This window comes from Psychrobacillus sp. FSL K6-1267 (assembly GCF_038003265.1).
Lineage (GTDB): Bacteria > Bacillota > Bacilli > Bacillales_A > Planococcaceae > Psychrobacillus > Psychrobacillus faecigallinarum.
The window spans coordinates 1,738,439-1,765,183 of record NZ_JBBOOR010000001.1 but is presented as its reverse complement, the minus strand read 5'-3'; the positions used below and the strand labels follow the sequence as shown (position 1 = coordinate 1,765,183).

27 protein-coding genes and 1 pseudogene are annotated in these 26,745 nt (G+C 36.7%); 4 read left to right on the top strand and 24 right to left on the bottom strand.

The features are described from left to right. Window positions 1-624: 624 nt before the first annotated feature. From MHB55_RS08790 to MHB55_RS08740, 11 genes and pseudogenes are all read right to left on the bottom strand, one after another. Window positions 625-1,878: a hypothetical protein gene (locus MHB55_RS08790; protein WP_340863041.1), complete on the bottom strand. Its 1,254-nt coding sequence runs from the start codon at window positions 1,876-1,878 to the stop codon at window positions 625-627. Next, window positions 1,871-2,413: pseudogene (sigX, locus tag MHB55_RS08785) on the bottom strand (RNA polymerase sigma factor SigX); the annotation flags it as partial. The pseudogene sigX and the gene MHB55_RS08790, both read right to left, overlap by 8 nt. A gap of 45 nt (window positions 2,414-2,458) precedes the next feature. Beyond that, window positions 2,459-4,240 carry an ATP-binding protein gene (locus MHB55_RS08780; protein ID WP_340844373.1) on the bottom strand — a complete coding sequence of 594 codons (1,782 nt, stop codon included), beginning with the start codon at window positions 4,238-4,240 and terminating at the stop codon, window positions 2,459-2,461. Then, a complete protein-coding gene (locus MHB55_RS08775) occupies window positions 4,233-4,949 on the bottom strand; it encodes a response regulator transcription factor (RefSeq protein ID WP_144536954.1) in 717 nt (238 codons plus the stop codon). The genes MHB55_RS08780 and MHB55_RS08775 overlap by 8 nt, the downstream gene beginning before the upstream one ends. A gap of 120 nt (window positions 4,950-5,069) precedes the next feature. Next, a complete protein-coding gene (gene ccsB / locus MHB55_RS08770; RefSeq protein WP_151110195.1) occupies window positions 5,070-6,254 on the bottom strand; it encodes a c-type cytochrome biogenesis protein CcsB in 1,185 nt (394 codons plus the stop codon). A gap of 1 nt (window position 6,255) precedes the next feature. Further along, window positions 6,256-7,917, bottom strand: coding sequence for a cytochrome c biogenesis protein ResB (gene resB, locus MHB55_RS08765; RefSeq protein WP_151110197.1), 1,662 nt, complete (start codon window positions 7,915-7,917; stop codon window positions 6,256-6,258). Window positions 7,918-7,930: 13 nt separating this feature from the next. Continuing rightward, window positions 7,931-8,467, bottom strand: a complete 537-nt coding sequence (gene resA, locus MHB55_RS08760; protein WP_305076191.1) for a thiol-disulfide oxidoreductase ResA — start codon at window positions 8,465-8,467, stop codon at window positions 7,931-7,933. A 97-nt stretch (window positions 8,468-8,564) separates the two neighbouring features. Next, window positions 8,565-9,299: a pseudouridine synthase gene (locus MHB55_RS08755; RefSeq protein ID WP_144536961.1), complete on the bottom strand. Its 735-nt coding sequence runs from the start codon at window positions 9,297-9,299 to the stop codon at window positions 8,565-8,567. Between the two features lie 101 nt (window positions 9,300-9,400). After that, window positions 9,401-10,363, bottom strand: a complete 963-nt coding sequence (locus tag MHB55_RS08750) for a D-alanyl-D-alanine carboxypeptidase family protein (protein ID WP_191697443.1) — start codon at window positions 10,361-10,363, stop codon at window positions 9,401-9,403. 53 nt (window positions 10,364-10,416) lie between these two features. Then, window positions 10,417-10,995 (bottom strand): SMC-Scp complex subunit ScpB, encoded by a 579-nt coding sequence (scpB, locus tag MHB55_RS08745; RefSeq protein WP_144536965.1) that lies wholly within the window; start codon window positions 10,993-10,995, stop codon window positions 10,417-10,419. Then, entirely contained in the window at window positions 10,976-11,746 is a 771-nt protein-coding gene (locus MHB55_RS08740) for a segregation/condensation protein A (RefSeq protein WP_340863040.1), read from the bottom strand. The genes scpB and MHB55_RS08740 overlap by 20 nt, the downstream gene beginning before the upstream one ends. A 54-nt stretch (window positions 11,747-11,800) precedes the next feature. Here MHB55_RS08740 and MHB55_RS08735 point away from each other — a divergent pair, with 54 nt between their 5' ends. Next, the gene (locus MHB55_RS08735) at window positions 11,801-12,304 is read left to right on the top strand and encodes a DUF309 domain-containing protein (protein WP_151110199.1); all 504 of its coding nucleotides are present in this window, start codon (window positions 11,801-11,803) and stop codon (window positions 12,302-12,304) included. Between the two features lie 2 nt (window positions 12,305-12,306). On the opposite strand, the gene MHB55_RS08730 is transcribed toward MHB55_RS08735, so the two are convergent. From MHB55_RS08730 to MHB55_RS08675, 12 genes are all read right to left on the bottom strand, one after another. Further along, the gene (locus MHB55_RS08730; protein WP_144536969.1) at window positions 12,307-12,666 is read right to left on the bottom strand and encodes a GNAT family N-acetyltransferase; all 360 of its coding nucleotides are present in this window, start codon (window positions 12,664-12,666) and stop codon (window positions 12,307-12,309) included. 164 nt (window positions 12,667-12,830) lie between these two features. Beyond that, window positions 12,831-14,153, bottom strand: a complete 1,323-nt coding sequence (lysA, locus tag MHB55_RS08725; RefSeq protein WP_144536971.1) for a diaminopimelate decarboxylase — start codon at window positions 14,151-14,153, stop codon at window positions 12,831-12,833. Between the two features lie 65 nt (window positions 14,154-14,218). Continuing rightward, on the bottom strand, window positions 14,219-15,664 hold the full coding sequence (locus tag MHB55_RS08720) for a spore germination protein (protein WP_340863960.1): 1,446 nt from the start codon (window positions 15,662-15,664) through the stop codon (window positions 14,219-14,221). A 2-nt stretch (window positions 15,665-15,666) separates the two neighbouring features. Next, the gene (locus MHB55_RS08715) at window positions 15,667-16,452 is read right to left on the bottom strand and encodes a SigF/SigG family RNA polymerase sporulation sigma factor (protein WP_144536972.1); all 786 of its coding nucleotides are present in this window, start codon (window positions 16,450-16,452) and stop codon (window positions 15,667-15,669) included. Further along, entirely contained in the window at window positions 16,452-16,898 is a 447-nt protein-coding gene (gene spoIIAB / locus MHB55_RS08710; RefSeq protein ID WP_144536974.1) for an anti-sigma F factor, read from the bottom strand. Before spoIIAB ends, MHB55_RS08715 begins: the two co-directional genes overlap by 1 nt. Next, complete coding sequence (locus tag MHB55_RS08705) at window positions 16,888-17,244, bottom strand: STAS domain-containing protein (protein WP_144536977.1); 357 nt, start codon at window positions 17,242-17,244, stop codon at window positions 16,888-16,890. The genes spoIIAB and MHB55_RS08705 overlap by 11 nt, the downstream gene beginning before the upstream one ends. 359 nt (window positions 17,245-17,603) lie before the next feature. Beyond that, entirely contained in the window at window positions 17,604-18,908 is a 1,305-nt protein-coding gene (locus tag MHB55_RS08700) for a pyrimidine-nucleoside phosphorylase (RefSeq protein ID WP_151110200.1), read from the bottom strand. Window positions 18,909-18,923: 15 nt separating this feature from the next. Then, complete coding sequence (gene deoB, locus MHB55_RS08695; RefSeq protein WP_144536981.1) at window positions 18,924-20,102, bottom strand: phosphopentomutase; 1,179 nt, start codon at window positions 20,100-20,102, stop codon at window positions 18,924-18,926. Between the two features lie 72 nt (window positions 20,103-20,174). Continuing rightward, window positions 20,175-21,074 carry a site-specific tyrosine recombinase XerD gene (gene xerD, locus MHB55_RS08690; RefSeq protein WP_144536983.1) on the bottom strand — a complete coding sequence of 300 codons (900 nt, stop codon included), beginning with the start codon at window positions 21,072-21,074 and terminating at the stop codon, window positions 20,175-20,177. A gap of 189 nt (window positions 21,075-21,263) precedes the next feature. Further along, window positions 21,264-21,704: a ferric iron uptake transcriptional regulator gene (gene fur / locus MHB55_RS08685; protein WP_144536985.1), complete on the bottom strand. Its 441-nt coding sequence runs from the start codon at window positions 21,702-21,704 to the stop codon at window positions 21,264-21,266. Between the two features lie 85 nt (window positions 21,705-21,789). Then, window positions 21,790-22,257 carry a hypothetical protein gene (locus MHB55_RS08680; protein ID WP_144536987.1) on the bottom strand — a complete coding sequence of 156 codons (468 nt, stop codon included), beginning with the start codon at window positions 22,255-22,257 and terminating at the stop codon, window positions 21,790-21,792. A 56-nt stretch (window positions 22,258-22,313) separates the two neighbouring features. Continuing rightward, window positions 22,314-22,856, bottom strand: a complete 543-nt coding sequence (locus MHB55_RS08675) for an NUDIX domain-containing protein (protein WP_144536989.1) — start codon at window positions 22,854-22,856, stop codon at window positions 22,314-22,316. A gap of 68 nt (window positions 22,857-22,924) precedes the next feature. On the opposite strand from MHB55_RS08675, the gene MHB55_RS08670 reads away from it, so the two are divergent. After that, the gene (locus MHB55_RS08670) at window positions 22,925-23,821 is read left to right on the top strand and encodes an aldo/keto reductase (protein WP_340863039.1); all 897 of its coding nucleotides are present in this window, start codon (window positions 22,925-22,927) and stop codon (window positions 23,819-23,821) included. Between the two features lie 238 nt (window positions 23,822-24,059). Here the strand turns inward: MHB55_RS08670 and MHB55_RS08665 are convergent, their stop codons facing one another. Then, a complete protein-coding gene (locus tag MHB55_RS08665; protein WP_191697439.1) occupies window positions 24,060-24,599 on the bottom strand; it encodes an AAA family ATPase in 540 nt (179 codons plus the stop codon). Window positions 24,600-24,798: 199 nt separating this feature from the next. Here MHB55_RS08665 and MHB55_RS08660 point away from each other — a divergent pair, with 199 nt between their 5' ends. Both MHB55_RS08660 and MHB55_RS08655 read left to right on the top strand, forming a co-directional pair. Continuing rightward, window positions 24,799-25,386 carry an ArsR/SmtB family transcription factor gene (locus MHB55_RS08660; RefSeq protein ID WP_340863038.1) on the top strand — a complete coding sequence of 196 codons (588 nt, stop codon included), beginning with the start codon at window positions 24,799-24,801 and terminating at the stop codon, window positions 25,384-25,386. Window positions 25,387-25,405: 19 nt separating this feature from the next. Continuing rightward, on the top strand, window positions 25,406-26,659 hold the full coding sequence (locus MHB55_RS08655) for an MFS transporter (protein ID WP_340863037.1): 1,254 nt from the start codon (window positions 25,406-25,408) through the stop codon (window positions 26,657-26,659). Window positions 26,660-26,745: the final 86 nt, after the last annotated feature.

Here is a 26,745-nt window from a genome sequence, read left to right as displayed (position 1 = left end):
ATTTTATCAAACTATATTAATATATGCAATACAACTGTTTCGATTTAAGTATATTAACAGATGAATCTTTTTTATGAAATTAAAATACAGTGATTTTTGTTCACCTTAATATATAACTGTAATAAATAACTCTTTCCGATTATAAAACTCGTCCGAACGGTCATAATTTTTCTATCCGGTCATAACTCTCGTCTGAACGGTCATAAATTTTTCTATCCGGTCATAACTCTCGTCCGAACGGTCATAAATTTTTCTTTCCGGTCATAACTCTCGTCTGAACGGTCATAAATTTTTCTATCTGGTCATAAATCTCGTCCGAACGGTCGTAAATTTTTCTTTCCGGTCATAACTCTCGTCCGAACGGTCATAAATTTTTCTATCCGGTCATAAATCTCGTCCGAACGGTCATAAATTTTTCTATCCGGTTATAAAACTCGTCCGAACAGTCATAAATTTTTCTATCCGGTCATAACTCTCGTCCGAACGGTCATAAATTTTTCTATCCGGTCATAAAACTCGTCCGAACGGTCATAAATTTTTCTATCCGGTTATAAAACACTTTTTTCGAATAAAAAACCCAATAAAAAAATCGACCGACTAATTAGTAGGTCGACTCTTTATTATTCAGTAGTTCATCATGTACCCATTAGGGCCAATTGGGATTGGTAAAGTAGCTGTCAAATCAAATCGATCCCATTGCTTCTGTACAACATTTTCTAGACGAACTGTTTTATCGAAGCTTGCAGCTGTTAAAGTAAAGGCTTCAATCATAAGAATAGAATCTTCATATTCCAATGTTGCCAAATCTAATGCTTCGTCAAATGTTATTACAACCGTGTTGTCTTCCTCTGATACCTCATAACTAACATTTTTCGGTACTACAGTCGTATAAAGATCATTTGCTGATTTTGGCATATCTTTAAAAGCATTCTCAAACTTAGCATCCTTTGGAACAAGGAATGTCAGTCCGCTATTCATTGTGTGTTTAAAATACATTCGTTCTTTGTTTCCGCTTGCCAATTCCTTTTTCCCTATTACTCCTACTTGGTCCCAATTGATAGCTGTGCCATCCTCACTTAATCGTTCTAGGAAGGAAAAGTCCTTAAAAATATGACGAATTGTATCAGTATACACTCCGGAAGTAGCTGAAGCAGCATCATAACCATGCCCTTTAGGTAAATAGTGTTGAAGCGTATCGCCATCTGAAACTAAATTACCTTGCAAGGGCAAATATTCCTCGAACCCTAGAGCAGATTCATCTATAGTGCTTGCATATTTTTCATATAACTGAAGACTATTTGGCAATCCGTCAGTAAAATCTTCGTTTATTTTATCCTTAGGTATAATTATTGTGATTGGGTAAGCTTCTGCCCCTTCTGTTACAGAAAAATGAAATGGAATTCCATCATTTAAATCATCTTCATATACAGTTCTAGCGTTGTTAAAGGCTTGAACGGGCACTAATTCACTTTCGACAGCTAAAGAATTGACTACATCATTTGAATTTTCTATAGCCGCATCTTCCTTGGCTTCCATTCCGCCCTCTGTTGTTTCTACCTCAGAGGCAGGAGCAACGTCCAACGTTCTCAATATGTCCGATTTGTCTGTAGCCTGTTGCTGGATTGCAGATTTTTCACTACTTGTACCCAAGTATGAAGAAATTAAGAACGTTAACAACAAAACAGAAGCAACAGACACTAAAAGTGGCATCCATTTAGAAAACCATTTATTATTTCGTATGACTTTATTTAAATCGGAAGAATCCATTTCTAACTTCACTCGATTGTATACTTCATCCTTCGAACGATTATCTGTGAACTTGGGCATGTTGTGTAAGAGCTCATCTATCGCTTTATTCTTTTCTTCTTGATTACTCATGTAAAACATTACCCTCCTTTTGTTTATCAGATAATTTTTCTCGAAGTGATTTAATAGCTCTATGCTGAGTAGTCTTTACCTTACCTTCTGTCCAATTTAATACTTGTGCGGTTTCAGCAATGGACAGCTCTTGAAAATATCTCATAATGACTACCATTTTCTGATCTCCAGTACATGTATCTAAAGCTAGTAGCAAGGCTTTCATTTCATCATTTAAAACAGTAAAATCCTCCGGCAACATGTCTTTTGATGCAAGCTGTGTAGATTCCCAGTCAAAAGCATCAAACATTCTTTTCTTTCTAACGGAATGCTTTCGAAAATGATCAATAGCTACATTTTTTGCAATTGAAAATAACCATGTTTTCTCGGAGCTTTTTCCCTCAAATTTACTGTAAGCTCTTAGAACACGAACATAAACCTCCTGGACCAAGTCTTCCGCAGTTTGTCTATCTTTAACTAGATAGATCAAAAACTGAAAAACGTCTTGATGATAGGTATCATACAAGCGGTGGAAAACGGAGTCATTCATAATGCTCCCCCCGTTCTTTCAATTAGTCGTTTCATCTCCCGATTTGTTACATTAGCTTAATGGCAATTGAATAATAAATGTTGTGCCTACCCCGACTGTGCTTTCTGCTGATAGGTGACCTTCGTGTCTTTCGACTATATTTTTGGCAATAGCAAGGCCGAGGCCAGTGCCAGCTTTCCCTCTAGTTCTAGCTTTATCGGCTTTATAAAACCGCTCAAAAATATAAGGTAAATCCTCTGCAGGTATACCAAATCCAGTATCTGATACCTTTATAATGATTTGGTTTTTGGATTTCTCTAACAGTACGGAAACAGAGCCTTCTTCCGGAGTATGTCTTAAAGCATTATCAATTAAGTTCGTTAAAACCTGTTCCATACGATCTTCGTCTATCTCAATTTCGATTAATTCCTCAGAAGGTATATTGTGATCAAACTTTAAGCGAACGTTACTTTCTTTCGCAGCTTGGTCAAATTTTTGGGTAATCCTTTCGATTGCCGAAACAATTTCTGCTTTTTCTTTGTGTATGCTCAAATAACCTGATTCAAGTCTCGCTAAATCTAATAACTCTGTTACAAGTCTACCCATACGTTTAGATTCATCATAAATAACCCGAATCATTTCATTTTTGTCTTCTTCTGTCGTGACTATTTCATCGATAATGGCTTCACTGTATCCTTGCAGCATAGAAATAGGTGTTCTTAGCTCATGAGAAACATTAGCGATGAAATCTGAACGCATTTTGTCTAATCTATGTTGCTCAGTCATGTCGCGCAATACGACCACTGCCCCACGAACAGATTCATTGCTATAAAGAAGGCTGATCGACACAGAGAAGTATGATCCTCTTATTTCTAATTCCTCATCTAATTCTTCTTCTAAATGCAATACATGCTCTAGAAGATGCTGAAGTTCATCAGGTAAATCTGATTTGTTAGCAATGTCATTTTCTTCATGCCATTTATTTAACAGTTGGTCAGCCTGTGGATTACTAACCTGTACTTGAAATTCTTTGTTGAACGTAATTACGGCATCTGTCATAGAAGTGAGAATACTTGAAAGCTGTTCCTTTTCCTGATTGATTACCTCCACATGATGCTTTAATTGCTTACCCATTCTGTTAAATGCAGAGCCAAGCTCCCCTATCTCGTCTCTTTGCGTATAAGGTACCTTCGTTTCAAAGTTTCCTTTTGCTAGCTCTAAAGCCGCCTCACGCATCGATCGAAGGGGAGATGTGATTTTAGAAGAAAGAAAGAAAGTAAGCAAGGTTGTAAGTAACAGAGCTATAAATCCAGACAGAAATACAATTTTTGTTGTATTATTAGAGGTTTTATTTACAACTTCTAAGCTTTGATAAATAAAAACTGCTCCATGAACCTGTTCGTCAGCTTCTAGAGGAGATGCCAAAATTATATAGTTTTCCATTCGATTTTCTTCTGTCATGGATGGCATTAGCATTTTCTTAATAATTGTTTTATCCGAAGTATAAATCTTGGAAAGCTGCTCGTCTTCTAATATTTTATCATTGATAACTTCTTTATTGAGACCCTCTTGAACGGAGAGGAATACAGAATCTGCATTTCTTACAATTAATGTATTTGTTTCCGAGCCTAAAATATCACTAATAATGGAGAGGGAATTCTCTAGATTTTCATGCTGTTCTACAATTTTCCCTATAGTAGCAGCTTCTTGTCTAAGAATTTCTTCCGCTTGTTCTGTATGAAAGTCTTCTAAAAATTCTAGCATTAGGACTGTAACGATAAACAACACAAATAAGACGAGAAGCAATATGGTTCCCCATAGCTTCCCGACCACACTATTCCAAATCCTATTCATTTCCTACCTCGAATTTATAGCCAACTCCCCAAACAGTTACAATCATTTTCGCAGCTTTTTCAGAAACTCTATTTAATTTTTCACGTAATCTTTTTACGTGGGTATCTACTGTACGTAAATCTCCAAAGAAATCGTAATGCCAAACTTCTTTTAACAGCTGTTCCCGATCAAAAACTTTATCTGGCGCTTTAGCAAGGAAGTAAAGCAATTCATATTCTTTTGGAGTTAAGCTAACTTCTTCACCATCTGCAGTGACTCTATGTGCATCATGGTCAATGGTTAAATGAGGAAATACAACAATATCCTTAGAAATGGAAACTGTCTGTGATGGAGAAAATGCTGCTGATCTTTTCAGAAGTGCCTTTACTCTAAGAACAACCTCTCTTGGACTAAAAGGTTTTACAATATAATCGTCCGCTCCCAATTCAAAGCCTTCTACACGATTAGCTTCTTCGCCCTTAGCTGTTAAAAGAATAACTGGTGTGTCTTTATGTTCTCGAAGCTCTGTAATAACCTCTATACCATCTTTTTCAGGCATCATAATATCTAGGAGAATACAATTATATTCATTTTCTAAAGCGAGCAAAAGAGCAGCTTCTCCGTTTTCAGCTTCCTCTACCATATACCCTTCTCTTTCTAAATACATTTTCAACAAACGACGGATACGTTCTTCATCATCTACTACTAAAAGTTTTATCATTTCTGACATTTAAATATCATACCCTTCTATCTACATCTATTCTATATTGTACAATTACTTAACATAAAAGAAAAGAAAAGCTCTACATTCTGCTGAATGTAGAGCTTTTTGACACTACTTTTGACTTACTTATGCGTATGAGTGAAGACCCGCAATGATTAAGTTTACAGCAATAAGGTTAAACATAATGATGATAAAACCTATTAATGCCAACCATGCAGATTTTTCACCTTGCCATCCTTTTGTCAATCTTAAATGTAAGAATACCGCATAGAATAACCATGTGATAAGAGCCCAAACTTCTTTTGGATCCCAGCCCCAGAAACGAGACCAAGCTTCATGAGCCCATATCATTGCAAATATTAGAGCCCCTAATGTGAATACAGGAAAGCCAATTAATACAGAGCGATACCCGATTTCATCCATTAGTTGAGAATTAGCTTTTTTAGCTAATGGCTGTAAAACTGTAGCAATACGTTTACGTAAGATTAATCGAAGTAATCCATAAAGTACTGTACCGAATAGGACTGCCCATACAACAGTCGTTAACTTCTTACCATTAATTAAAGGTGGAACTTCAATTAGCGGTTCCATAGCCCCATCAGTAATAACCTCTGATTCATTCATACCAAATAGTGCTGGTAGGTTATATTCTATATCATGTGGATTTCCTTCTTTGTCTATATAAGAATATTCTGCTGAATAATCTACTGCAGAAAATGAAACAGTTGAAATAACGAAACCTAAAACTAAAACTAAAAGGTACATGGTTGCTTCTATCCAAAAACGTTGCTTAGACGGTTTTGTTAGGTCGATATTTTTTAGTAACCATATTAAACCCGCTACTGCACTGATTGCTAATATAGCTTCACCAAGTGCTGCTGTAATAACATGAATAGTTAACCAGTGACTTTTTAGAGCTGGGATTAATGGAGTGATATCCTTTGGGAACATGCTTGCATAGGCAATGATTAGCACTGCTATAGGCAATGCAAAAAGACCAAGAGCAGGAGTTTTATAGATAAAGTGAATAAGTATAAAAGCTCCTACTACGAGCATTCCGAATGCTGTAGTAAATTCAAATAAGTTACTTACTGGTGCATGTCCAGCAGCAATCCAACGGGTAATAAAATAACCCAAGTTAGCTACAAAACCAATAATCGTCACTATAATTGCTAAATTTCCCCATCGTTTATATGAATTTGTAGCTGCTGCACTTGAAGATTTGACTGCTCCACCAAATAAAAACGTAGCAACCAAATAAGCGACAAACGCTACAAACAATAAAGTCTCACTTACAGAAACCATTGTCATTTTATTTTACACCTTCCTCTGTTTCCTCTTTTTCTTGTTTTGCATCTAAATCTTGCTGATCTTCGTATGGTGGTATATTGGTTATCTTCGAAACCTCATCGATATCCTTCTTAACGCTCATCCAGTTTTTGTTCGTATGAGCAGCTACTACCATCTGTCCATCCTCTAAATATTGAAGCCAAATACGTCTATGGTTCCAATAAGACCCTTGTGCAACACCAATCATAAAGATAAGTCCACCAAGCATTAGAATAGGAAGTGTTAAATCTTTGCGAATTGTAAGACCTGACATATCTCTAGTTTCTACACTTTCAAATTTAACTTTATATTCTGTTTCCCCTAAAGGTTCTAATGTATTTTGAATCATGACAAAACTAGTTTCACCTTTTGGATATTCCGGGCTGTACATTTTCACTAAAAATGCAGGATTCTTAGGCTCAGGAGTCTCTGATTGAGGTTCACCATCTACAAAACCAGAAAAATTAGCGTAGTAGTCTACAATTTCTACCTTATAACCATCATTTAACTCGTACATACTTTGTGGATTTGATAACTCCACCGTAAACTGACCATGATCAGTACCAGTAGCTTTGTCCTCCAAATGGAAAGTCATAGACTTTAATTCATTAAGACGGAAATCCATCTGGAACACAGAGAAATTATCAAATTTCAAAGGTTCATTAACCTGGATGGACTCTTCCTTCACTAACTTTAAGTCTTCGGGATGACCAGCGACTGCATCATCTGGCCCTTTATATAAAGCTACATCCGTTTGATAATTTTTAGCAATCGATCCCACTCTATCAAGTGCTTCACCAAAAACTTCTTCTGACTCTTCTTTTGTATATGTTTCATAGATGAAATCCTTACTCTCTAAGAAATAACCATCTGTTTGTGGTATGTAAAGAGTTTCTCCTTCTCTTATCCACATAGTTTCATCTACATAAAACCCTGGGATTGCACGTAGCATAACACCAAACAGGAAAAGTATTAAACCTAAATGGTTTACGTAAGGCCCCCATCTGGAAAAACGACCTTTTTCTGCAAGAATTGCATTTCCTTCTCGTTTAACCTTATACTTCATTGACTTAAGCTTTTCTTCCGCCTTCTCAAGAGATTCGACAGGAGCTTCTACTTCTGCTGCGCCGAATACACGCTGACGTTTCAAAAAGCTAATATGTCTTTTTGTTTTTTGTTTTTTAAGAGATTTGTAAAGTGGTATTACTCTATCCAAACTTGCAATGACTAAAGAAATACCTAGCATTCCCACTAGCGTTTGGAACCACCAGGAGCTATAAAGATCAGAAAGTCCTAATTCATAATATAATGTTCCAAACCATCCATACACTCTCTCATAATACGCTGCAATATCTTCTTCTCTCGTTGCAGGAACATAAAAAACCTGTGGCAGAATAGTTCCTATAGCGGCAGCTATTAGGATAGCAACGATAATCCACATTCCGACTTTTACACTAGAGAAGAAATTCCAGATTTTATCAATTATTGTTTTGTTATAGGTTTGAGAACGTCTTGCAGACCCTTCATATCTCATATCAACAATCTTTTGTTCTCTCGATTGTTGACTTAAAGGGCGTCCACAGCTTTCACAAAGCTCTGTACCTGCAGGGTTGACGTGCCCACATTTACAAACTATCTTGTCCATCTAAAAGACTCCTTTAGGAAGGTTTGATTTGTTCCATGAAATTTGCAATATCTTGCTCGGTCATCTCACCTTTAATAATCTTTTCTATCTTACCTTCCGGGCTAATCAAAAAGGTTGTTGGTAGCGGATCAATATTATAGGAATCCAACAAGCTTTTGTTTTGATCGATTGCAATAGGAAATGTTAAGCCATAACGGTTAGCAAAACGATTTACCTTTAAATCCGATTCTCCAACATTAATAGCTAGAGTCTGAACACCTTGATCTTTGTAGACATTGTACTGATTGTCCATTGCAGGCATTTCCTTTGCACAAGGTTTACACCAAGTTCCCCAGAAATTTAAAAAGATGCCTTGTCCTTTGTAATCAGAAAGCTTATGCTGTTCTCCATTCGTGTCTACCACATGGAAATCCGGTGCTTTATCGCCGACTTGTAAAACTGCATTTTTTTCTTTAGTCACGTTAGAGAAAATTGTAAATACAATTGCTAGTGTAAGTACTACTAAAATAACTGCTCTTATGTAAAAACGTTTTTGTTTGGATTGAGCCAAATTTATTTCCTCCATTCCATGCATTGCCGACAATATTATATCAAAATTAATGTCCAAATTGAGAAGGACATATGAAGGCTTTGTGAACTTTTCATTGTTATTTACCTATTTTACCTGTTTCAGCAAGAACTCTGAGCTGTTTTACCTCATGAGTTGTTAGTTCTCTCCACTCCCCTGCATTTAAACCATGCAAAGTTAGAAAGCCAAATCGTTCTCTTTTTAGTTTTTGCACAGGAAAACCAATTGCATCGAACATGCGTCGTACTTGACGATTTTTTCCTTCATGGATAGTGATTTCTACAATCGACTTATTCGTTTTCTTTTCAGAAGACAAAAGCTTTACCCTTGCCGGTGCGGTCTTGCCGTCTTCTAAGACAACTCCACGCTCAAGAGGTCTTAATTGTTCCTTAAGTGGTATTCCTTTAAGTCTCGCCACATAGGTTTTGTCCACTTTAAATTTAGGGTGGGTCAACGCATACGAGAAATCTCCGTCATTTGTTAAAAGTAGTACTCCTGACGTTTCGTAATCTAATCTTCCTACTGGATATAGGCGTTCTGTAACATGAGGCAATAAATCCGTCACGGTTTTCCTACCTTTGTCATCCGTTACTGCAGAAATAACTCCTCTTGGCTTATAAAGTAAGTAGTATTTTTTTTGTTCCTTCTCTAACTTTACTCCTTCAACCTCCACCGTATCAGAGTCAGAAACTTTTGTACCTAATTCCTTCACTACTTTACCGTTTACTTTTACTTTTCCTTCCAAAATTAACTCTTCAGCTTTTCTTCTAGAAGCAACACCTGCGTGTGCTAATACTTTTTGTAATCTTTCCAAGTAATTCACCTCGTCCATTCTTTCCATACATGAGTGAATTATGTCACACTTTTACATAAAATAAAAGAAGACAGTCTTTTGGAAAAACTGTCTTCTCAAAATTATTTGACTTTCTTCACATTAAATTCTAGTGCAACATCTTTATCAATCATTACTTTCCACAAATAAGGCTTTTTCTCGTTGTTATTACGAGGAATAATTAGAACATTATTCAACTGATCCTGTTCCTCTTTATTCAACAATAAATAATAGTCTTTTTTTACTTCTATCACGTCTTTTTGAAATAGCTGATATTTCCCTTTTTCCACTACCTTAACATTCTCATAGTTTTGAAAGACTTGCTCAGCCAAGGAGACATGAGTATTCCAATCATTCGAGTGGTTCAATGTCACTACTATAACTTCCTTATCCTTATCTTTTAAATAAGTGACAAGGGTTCTTCCTGCTCTCTTCGTATAGCCAGTTTTTCCGGCAACGGTGTACTCGTTGAAGTGCATTAGTTTGTGCTTATTTCTCCATTTGATCGAACGTTCCTCTGGCACAAAATTTTTGGCGGAGGAGATTTTTTTAAAGTCTTCATTTTGGAGTGCTAAACGGAACATATTAGCCATGTCATGTGCAGAAGCGTAATGATCGTCATTGTGTAAACCTGACGGATTCGTAAAGTGAGAATGATCTAACCCTGCTAATTCAAACTTCTCGTTCATCAGCTTAACGAAACCTTCTAATGACCCTCCTGTATGCTCTGCTAAAGCGTATGCAGCATCATTTCCTGATTGAAGCATAAGACCATGCAGTAAGGAGTTAACTGTCCAGACCTCTCCAGGCTGTAAATAGAGCGAGGAACCCTCCTGGGCAGCAGCAACAGAAGAAATTGTGATCTCTTCGTCAAGTGTGGCATTATCCAACACAGTCAAAGCCGTCCAAACCTTTGTAAGACTTGCAATAGGCAACTCTACATCCGCATTACTTCCAAGCAATAGTCTTCCTGTCTTAGCATCAATAACAGCATAGGAGGATGAGGTTGCATGGGCATTACTAATATTTATTAAAAGAAAAAACAAAACTAGTATAAACGCTTTTTTGTAAATGGAAAATACTCCTTTTTCATTTATTTCTATCCTTCAAATGCCTCTTGAAACTTGGTCATAAACAAATCGGTGTCTCCCATATCGTCTACTTCCACATCTTCTGGTAAAGGAGGCAATGCACTTATATCTTTTAAACCGAAGTACTGTAGGAATTCCTGTGTGGTGCCGTACAAGATAGCTCTACCCGTTCCTTCTGCACGTCCAACTTCTTGAACTAGTCCTTTAGCAGATAAAGTATGTATCGGTCTTTCTGATTTCACTCCTCTTATATCCTCTATTTCTACCCTTGTAATAGGCTGCTTATATGCGATGATAGCCAAAACCTCCAAAGATGCCTGAGATAGAGATTGAGTAGTAGGATTTTCAACTAGCTTTTGAATACAATCCACGTTTTCTTCCTTCGTTACTAATTGATACGTGCCAGCAAGTTGTTTAAGTTGAATTCCTCTTTCCTCAGAATCTTCATATTCCATCATAAGCGAGTCTAAAGCTTCTCTTACATTTTCTTCATCTTCCTCCGTTAAAAATGCAAGCTGTTTCTTTGTTAAGCCATCTTCTCCACTAACAAATAAGAGGCTTTCTATTTTACTCTTCAATTTCTTCATATATTTCTATTTCCTTTCCTAGTTGAACAAATAAATCTTCAAAATTTTTCTTCTGCTCAACCTTGACCGCCTGTCGTTTCATAAGCTCTAATATTGCCAAGAAAGTAGTAACAATTGTTGTTTTATCTCTAGTAGGGAAAAGCTCATAAAATGACAGTCTTCCATTATGCTCTTTTAATGCAGAGATTACATTATTCATCGACTCTCGAATGGAGACCTCTTGTTTACTTACGCGAGTATGGAGAGGAGCATTTAGCTGTTTTCTCCGAAGCATCTTCTGGAAAGCACCAAGCATATCGTAAACATTTACTTCAAGATCAAACAAGGCCAATTGCTGATTGCTTTGATAGCCACTCAAATCCGTAGGAGGCTTAGTGTAAAATAGATTTCGAGTTTCTTCTAACTCTTGCAAATTACTAGCAGCTTCTTTGTATTTCTTGTACTCTATTAATTTAAGAACTAACTCGTCCCTAGGATCGTCAAGATTAATATCAAAATCATCTTCCAGTTGATCATCCTGATGAATCGGAAGAAGCATTTTACTTTTAATAGAGAGCAAGGTAGCGGCCATCACTAAGTATTCACTTGCTTCATTTAACTCCAGCACACGCATCGCATGTATGTGTTCCATATATTGCGTGGTGATTTCGGCCATTTTAATATCATATATATCTATTTCCAAACGATTTATTAAATGTAATAATAAATCGAGTGGACCTTCAAATGCTTCTGTTTTTACTTCGTAAGACATAAAACTCCACCTAATATTAATTTTAATCATAATTATAGAGGAAAGGTGATTGTAATGCACCCTACATTCCATCCTAATTTTGTTCAATTTTTAAAAGAATTTAATGACATCAACGATTATTTCGAATGCCACGAGCTGTTAGAAGACTATTGGAAGGAAGTTGCACCTCGCCAAAAAGTACATTCTTTGGCTGCACTTATCCTACTTTCCACTTCTATGTACCATTGGCGTAGAGGGAATTTTTCAGGAGCACTAAAAACAATGGGTGGCAGTATTAAGCGAATGAAAGAAACAAGTCACTCTCCCTTCTTTGAAACTATTAATTTTCATCGATTATACCAAGATGCTACAAATGCCTATAATTCTATCCAAAGGCAGGAACCATTTTTAGGATTTCAAATTGACATCCAAAACAAGGAGCTTCTTTCCCGGGTTGAGGAGATACCATTCGTAAAAGAAGAAGATCGAAATTTTCTTATTCATAAACATATGCTTAGAGATCGCTCTGAAATACTTGAAGAACGAGAAAAACAGAAAAAAAGAAGAGAAGGCCACTAAGGTCAGTTCTCTTCTTTATCTGCATTGCATTTTTCAAAGAAAGGTTTTATTTCTTCTGTTGGTTTTACAGTGGTGGTTTGTAAAATATTCGACAGTGTTTGAACCATATTTTTGCCAATACCTTCACCTCGATGAGAAGGATTCACAGAAATATGCTGAATGACACCTTCAGTGCCTTCCATACGAACTCCTACAATTCCTACTACATCTTCATCCTTTTTCCAAACAAATAAATGCCAATCTGGATTAGATTCATATTGATGAATTGTTTCTAGCAATTTTTTCAAATCTTTTTCATTGGGCATGAAAGACAACAGCCCCATAGAAATTTTTTCATATGCTTTTTTATAACGACATAACATGTTTTAGACCCTCTTTTAATTTCTTTAAAAGAACTTTACTACCTTTTATGATAATTGTCCAACTATAGTTTAACATTTGGTGCTATAAGGAACCAATACAATGCTCCCCATACTATACCAACTATAAATATAATTAGAAACAAAATAACATTCTTGTTTTTCACTTAGCCTCTTCCTTTCTCTAACGTGAAGGGAAGGTCAAGACGAACAAGGTCTTCCAGAGTTTCTCGTTTCACTGCCAACTGGTGACGACCGTTTTCAACAAAAACAACGGCGGGTTTTGCTATGCGATTATAATTGCTTGCCATTGCATAACCATATGCACCTGTACAAAAAACAGCCAAAATATCCCCTGGTGAAGCTTTTGGTAGTGTAATATGTTCAATTAGCTTGTCACCAGATTCACAGCATTTACCAGCAATGGTATACTCCACTTCCTTGAGTTCTCCCATTTTGTTAGCAATAGCTGCACTGTACTCCGCTCCATATAAAGCTGGGCGAATATTATCAGACATACCGCCATCAACCGCTAAATAGTTTCGTATTTCTGGCACTTCTTTTTCCGAGCCGATCGTGTAAAGTGACGTTCCCGCGTCCCCTACTAACGAACGACCAGGTTCAATCCATATTTCAGGCATATCTAGGTTCGCTTTGGAAACTAAATCTTTTACTGCAATCACCATTTCCTTCACATAAATAGACGGTTCTAATGGTGTGTCTTGCTCCGTATATTTAATCCCAAACCCTCCACCTAAATTTAGCACTGTACAAGCGTAATTAAAGGTGTTTTCCCACTCAATCATTTTAGTAATAAGCTTCTCTGCTGCCACTTTAAATCCGATTGTTTCAAAAATTTGGGACCCGATATGGCAGTGCAATCCCAGTAATTCAATAAATTCATCTTTATAAACCTGTTGGAAAGCTTTATCTGCTTGTCCATTCATCAAATCGAATCCGAATTTTGAGTCTTGTTGTCCAGTCGTAATATAATCATGGGTATGTGCTTCAACCCCTGGAGTCACTCTCAGAAGAACTTTCACTTTTTGGTTGAGTTTAACAGTTAGTTGTTTTAAAAGCTCAATTTCATAAAAATTATCCACCACTATACAACCAATTTTATGCTCCATAGCTAATATTAATTCTTCAACACTTTTATTGTTACCATGAAAATGAATACGCTCTGCAGGATACCCTGCTTTAATAGCTGTATATAGTTCTCCAGCGGAGACAACGTCTAAGGATAAGCCTTCTTGCTCAATCACTTGGTACATCGCAACGCTAGAGAAGGCTTTACTTGCATAGGCAACCTGTGCAACTACATTTTCTTGCTTGAATGTGTCTAAAAAGGCTCTAGCTCTAGCTCTAATAAGAGACAGATCATATACAAACAGAGGAGTCTCATATGTTTTTGCAAGTTCTAAGGAGTCAATACCACCTATTAATAGGTGCCCTTTTTCGTTCACAGCATGCTCTGATACCATTACCATGTATCCTCGCCTCTTTTCCTCATTTCTATATGAACTTTACCATATCGAATAAGGGAAATGCAATGCTATTTGGAGCGATCTCGAACAGGTGATCGTGTTATATAAGGTCGCTTTGCGTTGGTTGGCATCGGAAAACGAATGAGTATACGAGCAAATGCTCTTGGATAAAAAGGAATTAACGGCCATAAATAGGGTACATTTAACGGTTTAAGACTACATATGTACCAAATCAAACATACGGTTGCTATAAAAAATCCATTTACTCCTAAAATGGCTGTCACAATTAAAATAAACATTCTGAATATTTTAGTCGCTATACTTAGCTCATAGGAAGGGATAGCAAATGTAAATATAGCTGTGATTGCTGTGTATAAAATGACTTCAGAAACAAATAATCCAACATCTACAGCCATCTGGCCAATAACTAATGCCGCAATGATACCCATCGCAGTGGATAACGGAGTGGGCGTATGAATAGCTGCTAGCCTTAAAAATTCTATCCCAATATCCGCAAAGATTATTTGTAGTAAAAGCGGAATGGCACTTTTCTCATTGGGACCTAAGAAGTCCAAGGCATTCGGAAGAAGTTCTGGATGCTTAGACATTAAATACCAAAATGGCAAGAGAAATAAACTGAAGAAAACACCAAAAAAACGAATCGATCTTACTAAAGTTCCTATTGCCGGTGCCTGTCTATACTCCTCTGCATGTTGTAAATGGTGGAAAAGAGTCGTAGGGACTATAATAACCGATGGAGAGGTATCTACTACGAGTAAAATATGTCCTTCAAGCAAATGTGCAGCAGCTATATCCGGTCGTTCTGTAAAGCGAACAAAAGGCATAGGATGAAAGCCTTGAACAAATAACCATTCCTCTAATGCCTTATCGCTCATTGTAAAACCGTCATGTTTAATATTTTTAAGACGCTTCCGAATAAGTTTTAAGTTTTCTTCATTTGCCACTCCTTTAATATAGGAAATTGCAATGTCCATTTTACTCATGGAGGATATTTGGTGTAGTTCAAATCGGAGATTGGTGTCTCTTATTCGTCTACGAATGAGAGCAGTGTTTAATACAATATTTTCGGTAAAGCCATCCCTGGAGCCTCGTACAACCTTTTCGTTGTCAGGCTCCTCAGGTGTTCTACCGGGATAGCTACGTACATCAATCGTGTAAACAGATCCATTTTCTAAAATGAATGTTACCTGACCACTTAGTAGCGCGGCAATCCATTTTTCTCTAGAATCATATTCCGTTATAGAGTAATAAGGAAAATAATGACTCATAATTTCATTTTGATCTAGGTCCTCTTCTGGAGGACATTTTAAAGTGCCGGTCATCAATTCAGTTAACGTTGGACCATCAATAAGACCGTTAATATAAACAAGTAACACTGGAAATTTAAACAAATGGGTATGAAGAATCCCGAAATCATAAGACTCATTCACCCCAAACTTCTCTTTTAAATATGCTTCGGCCTCGGCCACATCCTTAAATAACGGTTTCGTAATAATCACCTATCTCTAGCTTTTGTATTAGCGGTACTACCAACAGGCACTAGCCAGCTCTTTAACTGTGTCAATATCTTCTTTTCTAGCCTTGACACCTGAACCTGGGATATACCTAACCTTTCAGCAATATCACTTTGAGTACAGTCTAGGTAATAACGCAGATAAATAATCATCTGTTCTCGTTTTTCTAGTTTTTCTACCAATTCTCTCAGAGGAATATGATCAAATGACTTTTCAGAACGCTCATCTCTCATTTGGTCCATCAAGGTTAAAGCATCACCACTATCGTTTTCATAGAGTTGCTCCTGCAAGGAAGCGGGATCTCTTAAAGCGTCCGTGGCCATGACTATATCTTCTCTTGAAACCTCTAATATACTTGCTAGCTCTAAAATGGTTGGCTGCCGTTCATGAGTCTTAAGAAAATCGTCTGTAGCATGACGAATTTTAAAATTTAGTTCGCGTATTGATCGGCTTATCTTCACCATTCCATCATCTCTAAGAAATCTCTGTATTTCTCCAATAATCATAGGAACTGCATACGTAGAAAACTTTACCTCATAGGACAAGTCGAATTTATCAACCGACTTCATAAGACCAATACATCCAATTTGAAATAAATCCTCTAGGTCTGCCCCCCTAGAAGCAAAGCGCTGAACAATAGACCAAACCAATCTTGTATTTCCTTCTATCATTTGCTGTCTGGCAAACTTATCCCCTTCCTGCGACAAGGCAATAAGTTCTCTCATTTTCTCTTGGGTCAGTAAAATAGTTGGCTTGTTGTTCATCATTAGACGATCCTACATGATTCTTGAATTGGTACAAATTTCTTCGTGATAGTAACGGTTGTCCCCCTATCAGGAATGGAGTAAATATCCACGTCGTCACTGAAGCTTTCCATTATCGTAAAGCCCATTCCAGAGCGTTCCTGCTCAGGCTTGGTAGTATATAAAGGCTCTCTCGCCTGTGTCACATCTTGTATTCCACGCCCATAATCAACGATGGAGACCACAATCTCTCTTCCGCTTCTTTCGGCATGAATTTCAATCTTGCCTACGCCATCCTCTTCATAACCGTGCACAATAGCATTGGTTACAGCTTCTGAGATAACTGTTTTAAATTCAGATAGCTCCTCAATTGTCGGATCAATTGCTGAGATAAAACTAGACATCACCATTCTCGCTAATGCTTCATTCTCACTTTTGGCAATAAAAGATAATGTGATTTCATTGTCCATAAACTATTCCCCCTAACTTTGAAATTATTTCAATTTCTGACTCACTGTAGATGTACGGGCTTAAACCTGCAAACTGAAAAATTTTACGCATCGTTGGTGACGGGTTAACTATAATTGTTTGACCATCAATTGGCGCTAGCTCTCGCATTCTACCTAGAATTAGTCCTATACCTGAACTATCCATAAAATTTAAATCTTTCAAATTCCAAACTAGTACTTTAATAGAGCCATTTTTAATCATTGGTACTATCTCATTCCTTATTTCAGAAGTGCTATGATGGTCTAGCTCACCTTTCAATCGAATAATTACAATTTCGTCTCCTACTTTTTCAACATCATGTTTCATAAAATCGCCTCCTCATAAAGCGCAATTCCACATAGAATTCTATAATCCTTTGCGCCTGACAAAAGTAGAAGAAATCATCGAAATTTAGAAGATTTTCGACAAATGGGCTATACACATTTAGTATGGGAATATTCAACAATTTCTAATCAAAAAATAGACATCTCGTAAAAGTTTTTATAAACTTTTACGAGATGTCTATGGAAGGGCAAATTAAAGCCTATACTCTTTAAAATCTTTTACTCAATGAATATATGGTTAAAATACTAGGTGGTCTAAAAGATAATTTGAAAACAACCATTTCCAACAACTTTAAAATAGCTAACAAAAAAAGAGCGACCAAGGTCGCTCTATTACAAATATTATTCTGTAATTATTTCATAAACTAATGGTGGTGCTTCTTTTCGTTCTGCTTCGATATGAATGTTTTCGTGTAATTTATTCATAACCTCTTGAACATTTTCAGAGTTCGCGTAAATAGTAGCAAGTGATTCGCCTTCATCTACTTGGTCTCCTACTTTTTTGTTTAGCATTATACCTACTGCTAAATCGATTTCAGACTCTTTTGTAGCTCTCCCAGCACCTAATAGCATGGCAGCAGTACCAATTTCATCTGCCTCCATATAAGTTACGAAGCCTGCGTTTTTAGCAGACACTTCAAAGATGAAATTTGCCTTTGGTAATAGAGCAGTATCGTCTACTACTTTTTCATTGCCACCCTGCCATTTGATGAATTGCTTGAAGATTTCTAGTGCAGAACCATCGTCGATTGCTTTTTGTAGCATTATACGGGCTTCTTCTAGAGTATCAGCTTTTTCTCCTACAACTACCATTTGGCTACCTAAAGTTAAGCATAGCTCAGTTAAATCATCCGGACCTTTGCCTTTTAGTGTGTCAATTGCTTCTTGTACTTCTAGGGCATTTCCAATCGCTCTTCCGAGTGGTTGGCTCATATCAGAAATAATTGCCATTGTTTGACGTCCTACACTATTACCGATTTGAACCATTGCTTTTGCAAGCTTTCGAGCATCTTCAGTTGTTTTCATGAAGGCACCGTCACCAGTTTTAACGTCTAAAACAATTGCACCTGCTCCTGCTGCAATTTTCTTACTCATAATTGAACTAGCAATCAGTGGAATGCTGTTTACAGTAGAGGTAACATCTCGCAATGCATAGAGCTTTTTGTCAGCAGGTGTCAAGTTACCACTTTGCCCGATTACTGCTACTTTGATTTCATTAACCTGTTTAACAAACTGCTCGGAAGATAACTCCACATGGAAACCATCAATGGCTTCAAGTTTGTCGATTGTTCCACCTGTATGTCCAAGGCCACGTCCGCTCATTTTAGCTACTGGAACGCCACAAGCGGCAACTAGTGGACCCAAGACTAATGTCGTTGTATCACCAACTCCACCGGTAGAGTGCTTATCAACCTTAACTCCTTCAATAGCAGAGAGGTCTATTTGCTCACCAGAATTAACCATAGCCATTGTTAGGTTAGCACGTTCTTCATCGTTCATATCCTGAAAATAAATGGCCATTAGTAAAGCACTAGCTTGATAATCTGGGATTGAATTGTTTGTATAGCCTTCAATAAAGAAATTGATTTCTTCTTTTGTTAAAGCTTGGCCGTCTCTTTTCTTTTCGATAATATCATTCATTCTCATTGTCATACACGTCCTTTATTTTAATAAGGATAGGAAGCTTTCACCAAAAGCTGTTGGTTTAACACCAAAGTTTTCAGTAATGGTTGCTCCGATATCTGCAAATGTCATGCGTAAAGGCAATTCTTTTACCTCTGTGAATCTAGGCGAATAAACTGTTAAAGGAACATATTCACGCGTGTGGTCTGTTCCAGGCATCGTTGGATCATTACCGTGATCGGCAGTGATAATCAATAAGTCATCTTCTGTGAGATTAGGAAGCGCTTCCTTCAAGCGAGCATCAAACTCTTCAAGTGCTTTACCATAACCGATTGGATCTCTTCTATGACCATATAAAGCATCAAAATCTACTAAATTTAAGAAGCTTATACCTGTAAAGTCTTTTGCCAATGTCTCGATAAATTTATCCATGCCATCCATATTATCTTTCGTTCTAACTGTTGAAGTAATACCTTCTCCATTAAAAATATCATTAATCTTACCAATTGCCATAACTTCTAAACCAGCGTCTTGTAATTCATTCATTGCAGTGCGACCAAATGGCTTCAATGCATAGTCATGACGATTAGAAGTTCTCACAAAGCTTCCTGGCTCTCCGATGAACGGACGTGCGATAATACGTCCCACTAAAAATTCAGGCGACAGAGTAAGCTCTCTAGCGATTTCACAAATTCGATATAATTCTTCTAGCGGTATAATTTCTTCATGAGCAGCTATTTGCAAAACAGGGTCTGCAGAAGTATATACAATGATTGCCCCTGTTTTCATATGCTCTTCCCCAAGCTCATCTAAAATCTCTGTACCACTTGCGGGTTTGTTCCCAATTACTTTACGACCAGTTTTTTCTTCTAAAGCAGCGATCAATTCAGGTGGGAAGCCGTTAGGATACACTTTAAAAGGTTTATCGATGTTTAAGCCCATGATTTCCCAGTGACCTGTCATCGTGTCTTTTCCAACAGAAGCTTCTTGCATTTTACCAAAATAAGCTGCTGGTTTTTCTGCTGGAGCAATTCCTTTGATTGGTTCAATATTACCCAATCCTAGCTTTTGCATTTCTGGCATGTTTAAGCCATTCATCTTTTCTGCGATATGACCCAGCGTGTGTGAGCCTACGTCACCAAATGCTGCTGCATCAGGTGCTTCTCCAATTCCTACCGAATCCATAACAATAACATGTATACGCTTAAATTTTTCCATGAATAGTACCTCCTACTTGTTCTATATTAGTGTACCAAAAATTCCTCAAAAATAAATGTCAGACCTCTGACATTATGCACGAGGATGATATTGTTTGTAAACTTCTTTTAATCTTTTCTTGCTTACATGAGTGTAAATCTGTGTTGTAGAAATATCTGCATGCCCTAACATTTCCTGTACTGCCCTTAAATCAGCACCATTTTCAATTAGGTGAGTAGCAAAGGAATGCCTTAGTACATGAGGCGTAATTTCTTTTTTAATACCAGCCATAAGGGCATGTTTGTTTAGTAGTTTCCAAATACCCTGTCTTGTTAAACGTTTGCCACGCTGATTAATAAATATTGCGTCGGTACGTTCCTGTTTAAGTAACTGCGGCCTAGCATTTTCAATATAATTACTGCATGCTCGCAACGCAGCTCCTCCAAGTGGAATAATACGTTCCTTCCCGCCTTTTCCAAATACACGAACAAAGCCCATTGACAAATGTAAATCCTCGAGATTTAGATTTAGACATTCACTTATACGCATACCACTTGCATACATCAGTTCAAACATAGCCAAATCTCGAACACCCTGTGGCTTGGACACACTGATACTTCCAAGAAGACTGTTGAGTTCTTCTACTGACAAGAAGTTTGGGAGTTTCTGCTCCAACTGGGGCAGCTCTAAATGAATAGTCGGATCATTCGATGCCACTTTCTCTCTCAATAGAAATTGATGAAAGGATCGAATAGATGATATATGACGAGAAATTGTCCTTGCAGACTTACCATTCTCCTTTAAATCTCTTAAATGGATGATAATATGCTGTCTTTCTACATCACTTAAACTCTGCAAATGCTGTTTTTCATAAACAGACTTCAAATAATCCGTTAAATCTTTTTTATACGAAATTAAAGTGTTTTCCGCTAACTGCCTTTCAATACGCAGGAAATGTAAATAGTCTTCTAAATGAAGTAGGCCTTCTTTCAAATTTAAAATCTCCTTTTAAAAAATCTATGCTGATAGCTGCAAAAAAAGGGAAGGGTAATTTCCCTAATCATTGGAGCTTTTTCATTTAACCTCGCGCTATTACGCTGAACCTAGATAAGTAATTTAGTAACAGCATATCCTTTTTTAACTATTAAAAAAAGGATAGCATATAATAGCTATCCTTTCTGGTTATTTATCTTGGCAACGATGACAAATCCCATGGAAAGTCAGTCGATGATCCTTTATGATAAAGTTCCATTTCTTTTCGACGATTTCCTCTACATCCTCGAGTAAATCCTCTTGAATTTCATCCACAGCTCCACATTCAATGCAAACAAGGTGATGGTGGAAATGAGCAGCGCCCTCTTGTCTCAAATCATAGCGTGATACGCCGTCTCCGAACTGAATCTTATCTACAACATTCAATTCGTTCAATAACTCTAATGTACGATAAACTGTTGCAAGCCCTATATCAGGAGATTTTTCTCTAACTAGTAGGAAAACATCTTCCGCACTCAAATGATCTTCTTCATTCTCAAGCAATACTCGAACTGTCGCTTCACGCTGTGGCGTCAGTTTATAGCCCGCACCAGATAATTGTTTTTTAATACGATCAATACGGCTTTCCATATGACGCCTCCTTAACTACCACTATTATACCAAGAAGTGTTTTCTCATTACAAGAGATTCACATAATAATAATTATTATTTAATACTAATTATTATATACTATAAATGGTAAAAGAATAAACTCTATTATAATAGTAATTATATAGAAGGCAAGTGTAAAGAGATTTACCCGATTTGCCAAAGCCAAAAGTAGAATGCAGTAAACTAGTTGAAAAGGAAACCACCAGAAAACATACGGGAATGTAGTTTCTTGTGTCTGTAGTAAATAACTTGAACAAAAGCCATAAAAGGTTATTTTGAAGGCACAAATAACTAATGTAAACTTTTGCAAATACCGATGCTGATAAAACAGAAAAAACACGACTGCAATCATCAAATGAGGAAAGATAGTCTCTAAAAAACTAGGTGGCCCTTCAAGTAAGACTCTTGCATCCAAAAGGTTGATGATCCATTGCTGCTGTTCTGGTGAACTTCTTTCGAATAATATTAATCCACCAACAAAGCTCAAAACTAGTACGCATAGTGAAATGAAAATAGTATAAGACTGGTTCAACTTGGAATCCCCCCTATCTATTTTCATCTTATGCTTGTACTAGGTTCAAACATGCTTCATTTTAAGTAATCTTTTAACCAAATATATGCAAACGCTGTTTTAGCATCAAATATTTGCTGAGAGATTACCATTTGTTCCATTTCCTCAAGTGATACGTGCAATAGTTCCACAAACTCATCCTCATCTAAGGCAGATGCTTGTTCCATTATTGCAATATCCTCTGCCATATAAAGGTGAATAATCTCGTCAGCGAAGCCTGGTGAAGTGGCAAATGATTGGATAAATTTCATATTAGCACAGGTGTAACCTGTCTCCTCTTCTAGCTCTCGCAATGCCGTTAGCTCAGGTGCCTCATTAGGTTCAATTTTGCCAGCTGGTATTTCAATAATAGAGCGTTCCAAGGCTTTTCTATACTGTTCTACCAAGATAATCTTTTTATCGTCTGTCACAGCTATTACTGCCACTGCTCCAGGGTGCTTAACAATCTCCCTTTTAGCTGTTTTACCATTTGGCAATAGTACTTCATCCACTTGTAAGGTTATGATTCGTCCAGAAAATTCAAGATTGGTCTGCACTGTTTTTTCTTCAAATTTTTTCATTGTTTCGCTCCCTCTTATTTGAATCTACCTAGTTCTCATTGTAACATGTAAGAAAGGAAGTGATAATCTTGGAAAAAAGACAATTAGGAAAAAGTGATGTTTCAATTTCAGAAATTGGACTTGGATGTATGTCACTGCCATCAAATCTTGAAGAAGCAGAAAAGATTATTCAAACCGCATTAGAACATGGCATTACTTATTATGATACTGCAGATTTATATGATCAGGGCGAAAATGAAAAAATGCTAGGGAGCCTTCTTAAATCTCATAGACAAGAGGTAATCATTGCAACAAAGGTTGGTAATCGACCAAATGAAAATGGTGATGGCTGGCATTGGGACGCCTCTAAAGAATGGATTCAAAAAGCTATTCATGACTCCTTAAAACGTCTCCAAACAGATTATATCGATGTATACCAGCTCCATGGGGGAACAATGGAAGACAACGTGGATGAGGTTATCGACACAATGGAATCTCTCAAAAAAGATGGCCTAATTAGGGAATACGGCATCTCTTCTATTCGACCAAATGTTATCAATCGATTTTTGAATAAAAGCTCTGCAGTTTCAGTTATGATGCAATATAGTTTACTAGATAGAAGACCGGAGGAATGGCTTTCCTTACTCGAGCAAAACGATTGTTCACTACTCAGCAGGGGCTCACTTGCAAAGGGCTTGTTGACGGAAGATGAAGGTCTAATTCGAGCGAAAAAGACTGGAGATTACCTCTCCTACTCCAACAAAGAACTATTAGACACATTAGTTAAGCTTAAAGCATTAGATATACCTCTAAATTCGATTGCCCTTCATTATGTGCTTCAAAATGGTGCTGCAATCGTTGGAGCAAGCTCTAAAGAGCAACTAATGGAAACTATAGAAGCGTATAAATCCAAGGTTTCAATAGAAATACTAGAAAAAGCAGCTGAAATTACAAAAAAAGATAAATATACTGAGCATCGAATATAATAACAAAGATTTTAGCCCCTGATGGAACTATACTTAGGGGCTCTTTATGTTTTACCGAGCATGATATTGTATTGTCGTAAAATTTGTGCTTATTGTAGTAAATTAACTAAGGATTGTAGTAATATAGCTAAGGATTGTAGTAAATAAGCTATACTTTGTCGTAATTCACATAGTGTTGAAGCAATTTAGTTGGTTATTATAGAAATCTATGAGCTATTTAAAAATACGGGACATTGAACTAGAAACTACCGTTATCGCGCAAGAAGTCCATTGTAAGATGTACTCGTTCTTCCACTGAATAATCTCCTTCAATTCTCAATATCGGGCAGTTTAACGAATCCATCCATTGTTCGTGTAAAGCTTTACTCCTTACTTCTAAACCTGCGTAATCATATAAGGACGCCCATTCAATAAACTTCTTATATTGATCATGCTTAGCCCCACCTACATATATTTCATCCCCGTATCTTTCAAACTCTCTTTTCTCTAATCTTTTTAATCTAATATTTGGTGGAATCGACAAAAAAATGACCAAATCGAAATAAGATTTGAAGTTATCTCCCCAACCACATAATGCCCCTGATAAAATAGAGCTCTCATACTTATTTAGGTCTTCCTTCAGTAGATATCTTCTTTCTCCTACTTCTCTTATTTCCGTATATTTTGTTAACCAGAAATAATCATCCGTATCCAAATGTGTATTGTGAAGAACAGTTGATAATACTTGAGCCAAAGTAGTAGTGCCTGAGCCTGACGCACCTAAAATATGTATTTTCATTATTATTTCACCCCTCTTTCCATTTTCATCCTATCCATTCTAACCCAATAATTTCTCTTAATATAGTATCGTCTATATTCTTACCATCAAAATTTCAAAATTTTTTTATTTTTACATAAAAACACGTTACATCTATTTACATTTATTACATAATGGATTACAGTTAATAAATATTAACCGGTTAAAAAGGAGAATTTACATGCAGCAAAAATCCATTTTTATAATTGAAAGCTACGAACAGTTAAAGGTTATTAGTGATCCGTTACGTACTAAAATGCTGATGCTACTAGTCGAACAACCCCACACAGGACATATGCTTGCCCAGGAACTCAACTTATCTAGAGCAAAAATTCTTTATCATCTTCGAGAACTGGAGAAGCACCAAATCATTAAGCTTGTAAGAAAGGAAGAACGCGGAGGAAATATTCTAAAGTTTTACCAAGCTGTAGCAAAGGGGTTCATCCCTGCCGATAACCTATTAAGTTACGTGGAAGCAAAAGAGGCTACTAGACAGTCATATTTGGAGGTAATTGATCGTGCTAAGACCAGAGTTTTAACTGCACCTGATAAATCCTTTGAATTAAATTCGTCAAATGTCGAAGAATGGCCTAAACTCTCTATTCAAAAAGAAGTAAAAGTTAGTAAAGACAAATTCCTCGAATTTACTCGGGAGTATAGAGAGCTACTAGATGAGCTTGAAAAAGATACAGACCTTGAACAGCAAAACTATTATATTATGACCACTGCATTTCAGATTGAAGAACCTATCTTTAAAAACAAACCATAAGGTAAAAGGAGTATATCTATTGAGTAGAGAGCAAGTGTTAAGGGAAAACAAGAATGAATCCCTTTCTTCAAATTTGTTAAGAAATCGAGCATTTGTTTTTTTATGGTTATCAAGTACAACCTCTTTTTTAGCACTATCTACTTATTTATTTGCGGAGCAATGGTATATCATCAAGGTTCTAAATAAAGAAAGTGCCCTTGGGATTGTGATGATGGTAACTATGCTACCACGTATCATCTTTATGACAATTGGTGGAGTATGGGCAGACCGCTATAAAAGATCTCAAATTATGCTTGTTTCAAGTTTAGTAAGATGTGTTTTGGTTATAATTATGGTATTTTTTCTACGAATGGATATTCTTGAATTCTGGCCACTAATTTGCTTTGCATTATTATTTGGAGTATTAGATGCATTCTTTTCTCCAGCAAATACATCATTACTTCCTAACCTAGTTTCCAAAGATCTTCTTACAAGATCAAATTCATTTATTCAAAGCTCAAACCAAATTGCTATGTTTTCTGGGCCAATGATTGGTGGATGGGTACTTACTGTAGGATCTTTTAGTATTTTATTTTCGTTAATCGCATTCTTTTTGTCTTTGACTTTTGTTTTTTCCGCATTCATAAAGGAAGAAAATCGTAAACAAAACTCCTCGAAAATGGATAGTACGAAAGAGAAATTAAAAGAAGGATTTTCCTATGTTTGGAAGATGCCCTTCCTTAAAAATATGTTGTTTGTTCTAGTTGTCATTAACTTTTTCTTTTTCGGTCCGCTTCTCATGGGCATACCACTTCTAGTAGACAAAGTGATCCATGGAGTACCGTTAGATTTAAGCTTTTTACAAGGTTCTTACCAAGGTGGAATGTTAGTCGGTGCCATAATTGTAGGATTACTAAACTTAAGAAAGAAAAGAGGACTAATAGTATTACTAATCATTTCTATCCTGGGGCTTCTCTTATCTTTACTTGGTCAAATCGAAGCAGTTTGGCAAGGTATTATCTTACTTTTGATGATGGGCGTCCTTTCCTCGATAATTAATGTTTCACTCATCTCCCTTATTCAAGAGCAATGTGATGAAGAAAAAATGGGAAGAGTAATGAGCCTTATTAATGCCTCATCTAATGGTCTTGTCCCACTTTCCTATGGGTTTGTTTCATTAGCACTAATGTTGAATATAACAATTTCGAATATTATGCTTTTATGTGGCATTTTAATAGTAATTATTTCTATAATATTTACGTTGAATTCAAGAGTAATAAAAGAAGTAAATTAGTGTTTGAAGATAAATAGTCCTTATGGAAAGCTATAAAAAAGAGCTGCCCCAAAAGTCTGGTAAACTTTTGAGACAGCCCTTACTTT

Excerpts from the sequence above, each read along its gene's own strand:
- MHB55_RS08790 (WP_340863041.1), bottom strand. The coding sequence starts at position 1,878 with ATGAGTAATCAAGAAGAAAAGAATAAAGCGATAGATGAGCTCTTACAC.
- MHB55_RS08780 (WP_340844373.1), bottom strand. The coding sequence starts at position 4,240 with ATGAATAGGATTTGGAATAGTGTGGTCGGGAAGCTATGGGGAACCATA.
- MHB55_RS08775 (WP_144536954.1), bottom strand. The coding sequence starts at position 4,949 with ATGTCAGAAATGATAAAACTTTTAGTAGTAGATGATGAAGAACGTATC.
- ccsB (WP_151110195.1), bottom strand. The coding sequence starts at position 6,254 with ATGACAATGGTTTCTGTAAGTGAGACTTTATTGTTTGTAGCGTTTGTC.
- resB (WP_151110197.1), bottom strand. The coding sequence starts at position 7,917 with ATGGACAAGATAGTTTGTAAATGTGGGCACGTCAACCCTGCAGGTACA.
- scpB (WP_144536965.1), bottom strand. The coding sequence starts at position 10,995 with ATGAAGAAATTGAAGAGTAAAATAGAAAGCCTCTTATTTGTTAGTGGA.
- MHB55_RS08740 (WP_340863040.1), bottom strand. The coding sequence starts at position 11,746 with ATGTCTTACGAAGTAAAAACAGAAGCATTTGAAGGTCCACTCGATTTA.
- MHB55_RS08735 (WP_151110199.1), top strand. The coding sequence starts at position 11,801 with ATGCACCCTACATTCCATCCTAATTTTGTTCAATTTTTAAAAGAATTT.
- MHB55_RS08730 (WP_144536969.1), bottom strand. The coding sequence starts at position 12,666 with ATGTTATGTCGTTATAAAAAAGCATATGAAAAAATTTCTATGGGGCTG.
- lysA (WP_144536971.1), bottom strand. The coding sequence starts at position 14,153 with ATGGTAATGGTATCAGAGCATGCTGTGAACGAAAAAGGGCACCTATTA.
- MHB55_RS08715 (WP_144536972.1), bottom strand. The coding sequence starts at position 16,452 with ATGATGAACAACAAGCCAACTATTTTACTGACCCAAGAGAAAATGAGA.
- spoIIAB (WP_144536974.1), bottom strand. The coding sequence starts at position 16,898 with ATGGACAATGAAATCACATTATCTTTTATTGCCAAAAGTGAGAATGAA.
- MHB55_RS08705 (WP_144536977.1), bottom strand. The coding sequence starts at position 17,244 with ATGAAACATGATGTTGAAAAAGTAGGAGACGAAATTGTAATTATTCGA.
- MHB55_RS08700 (WP_151110200.1), bottom strand. The coding sequence starts at position 18,908 with ATGAGAATGAATGATATTATCGAAAAGAAAAGAGACGGCCAAGCTTTA.
- deoB (WP_144536981.1), bottom strand. The coding sequence starts at position 20,102 with ATGGAAAAATTTAAGCGTATACATGTTATTGTTATGGATTCGGTAGGA.
- fur (WP_144536985.1), bottom strand. The coding sequence starts at position 21,704 with ATGGAAAGCCGTATTGATCGTATTAAAAAACAATTATCTGGTGCGGGC.
- MHB55_RS08675 (WP_144536989.1), bottom strand. The coding sequence starts at position 22,856 with ATGAAAAAATTTGAAGAAAAAACAGTGCAGACCAATCTTGAATTTTCT.
- MHB55_RS08665 (WP_191697439.1), bottom strand. The coding sequence starts at position 24,599 with ATGAAAATACATATTTTAGGTGCGTCAGGCTCAGGCACTACTACTTTG.
- MHB55_RS08660 (WP_340863038.1), top strand. The coding sequence starts at position 24,799 with ATGCAGCAAAAATCCATTTTTATAATTGAAAGCTACGAACAGTTAAAG.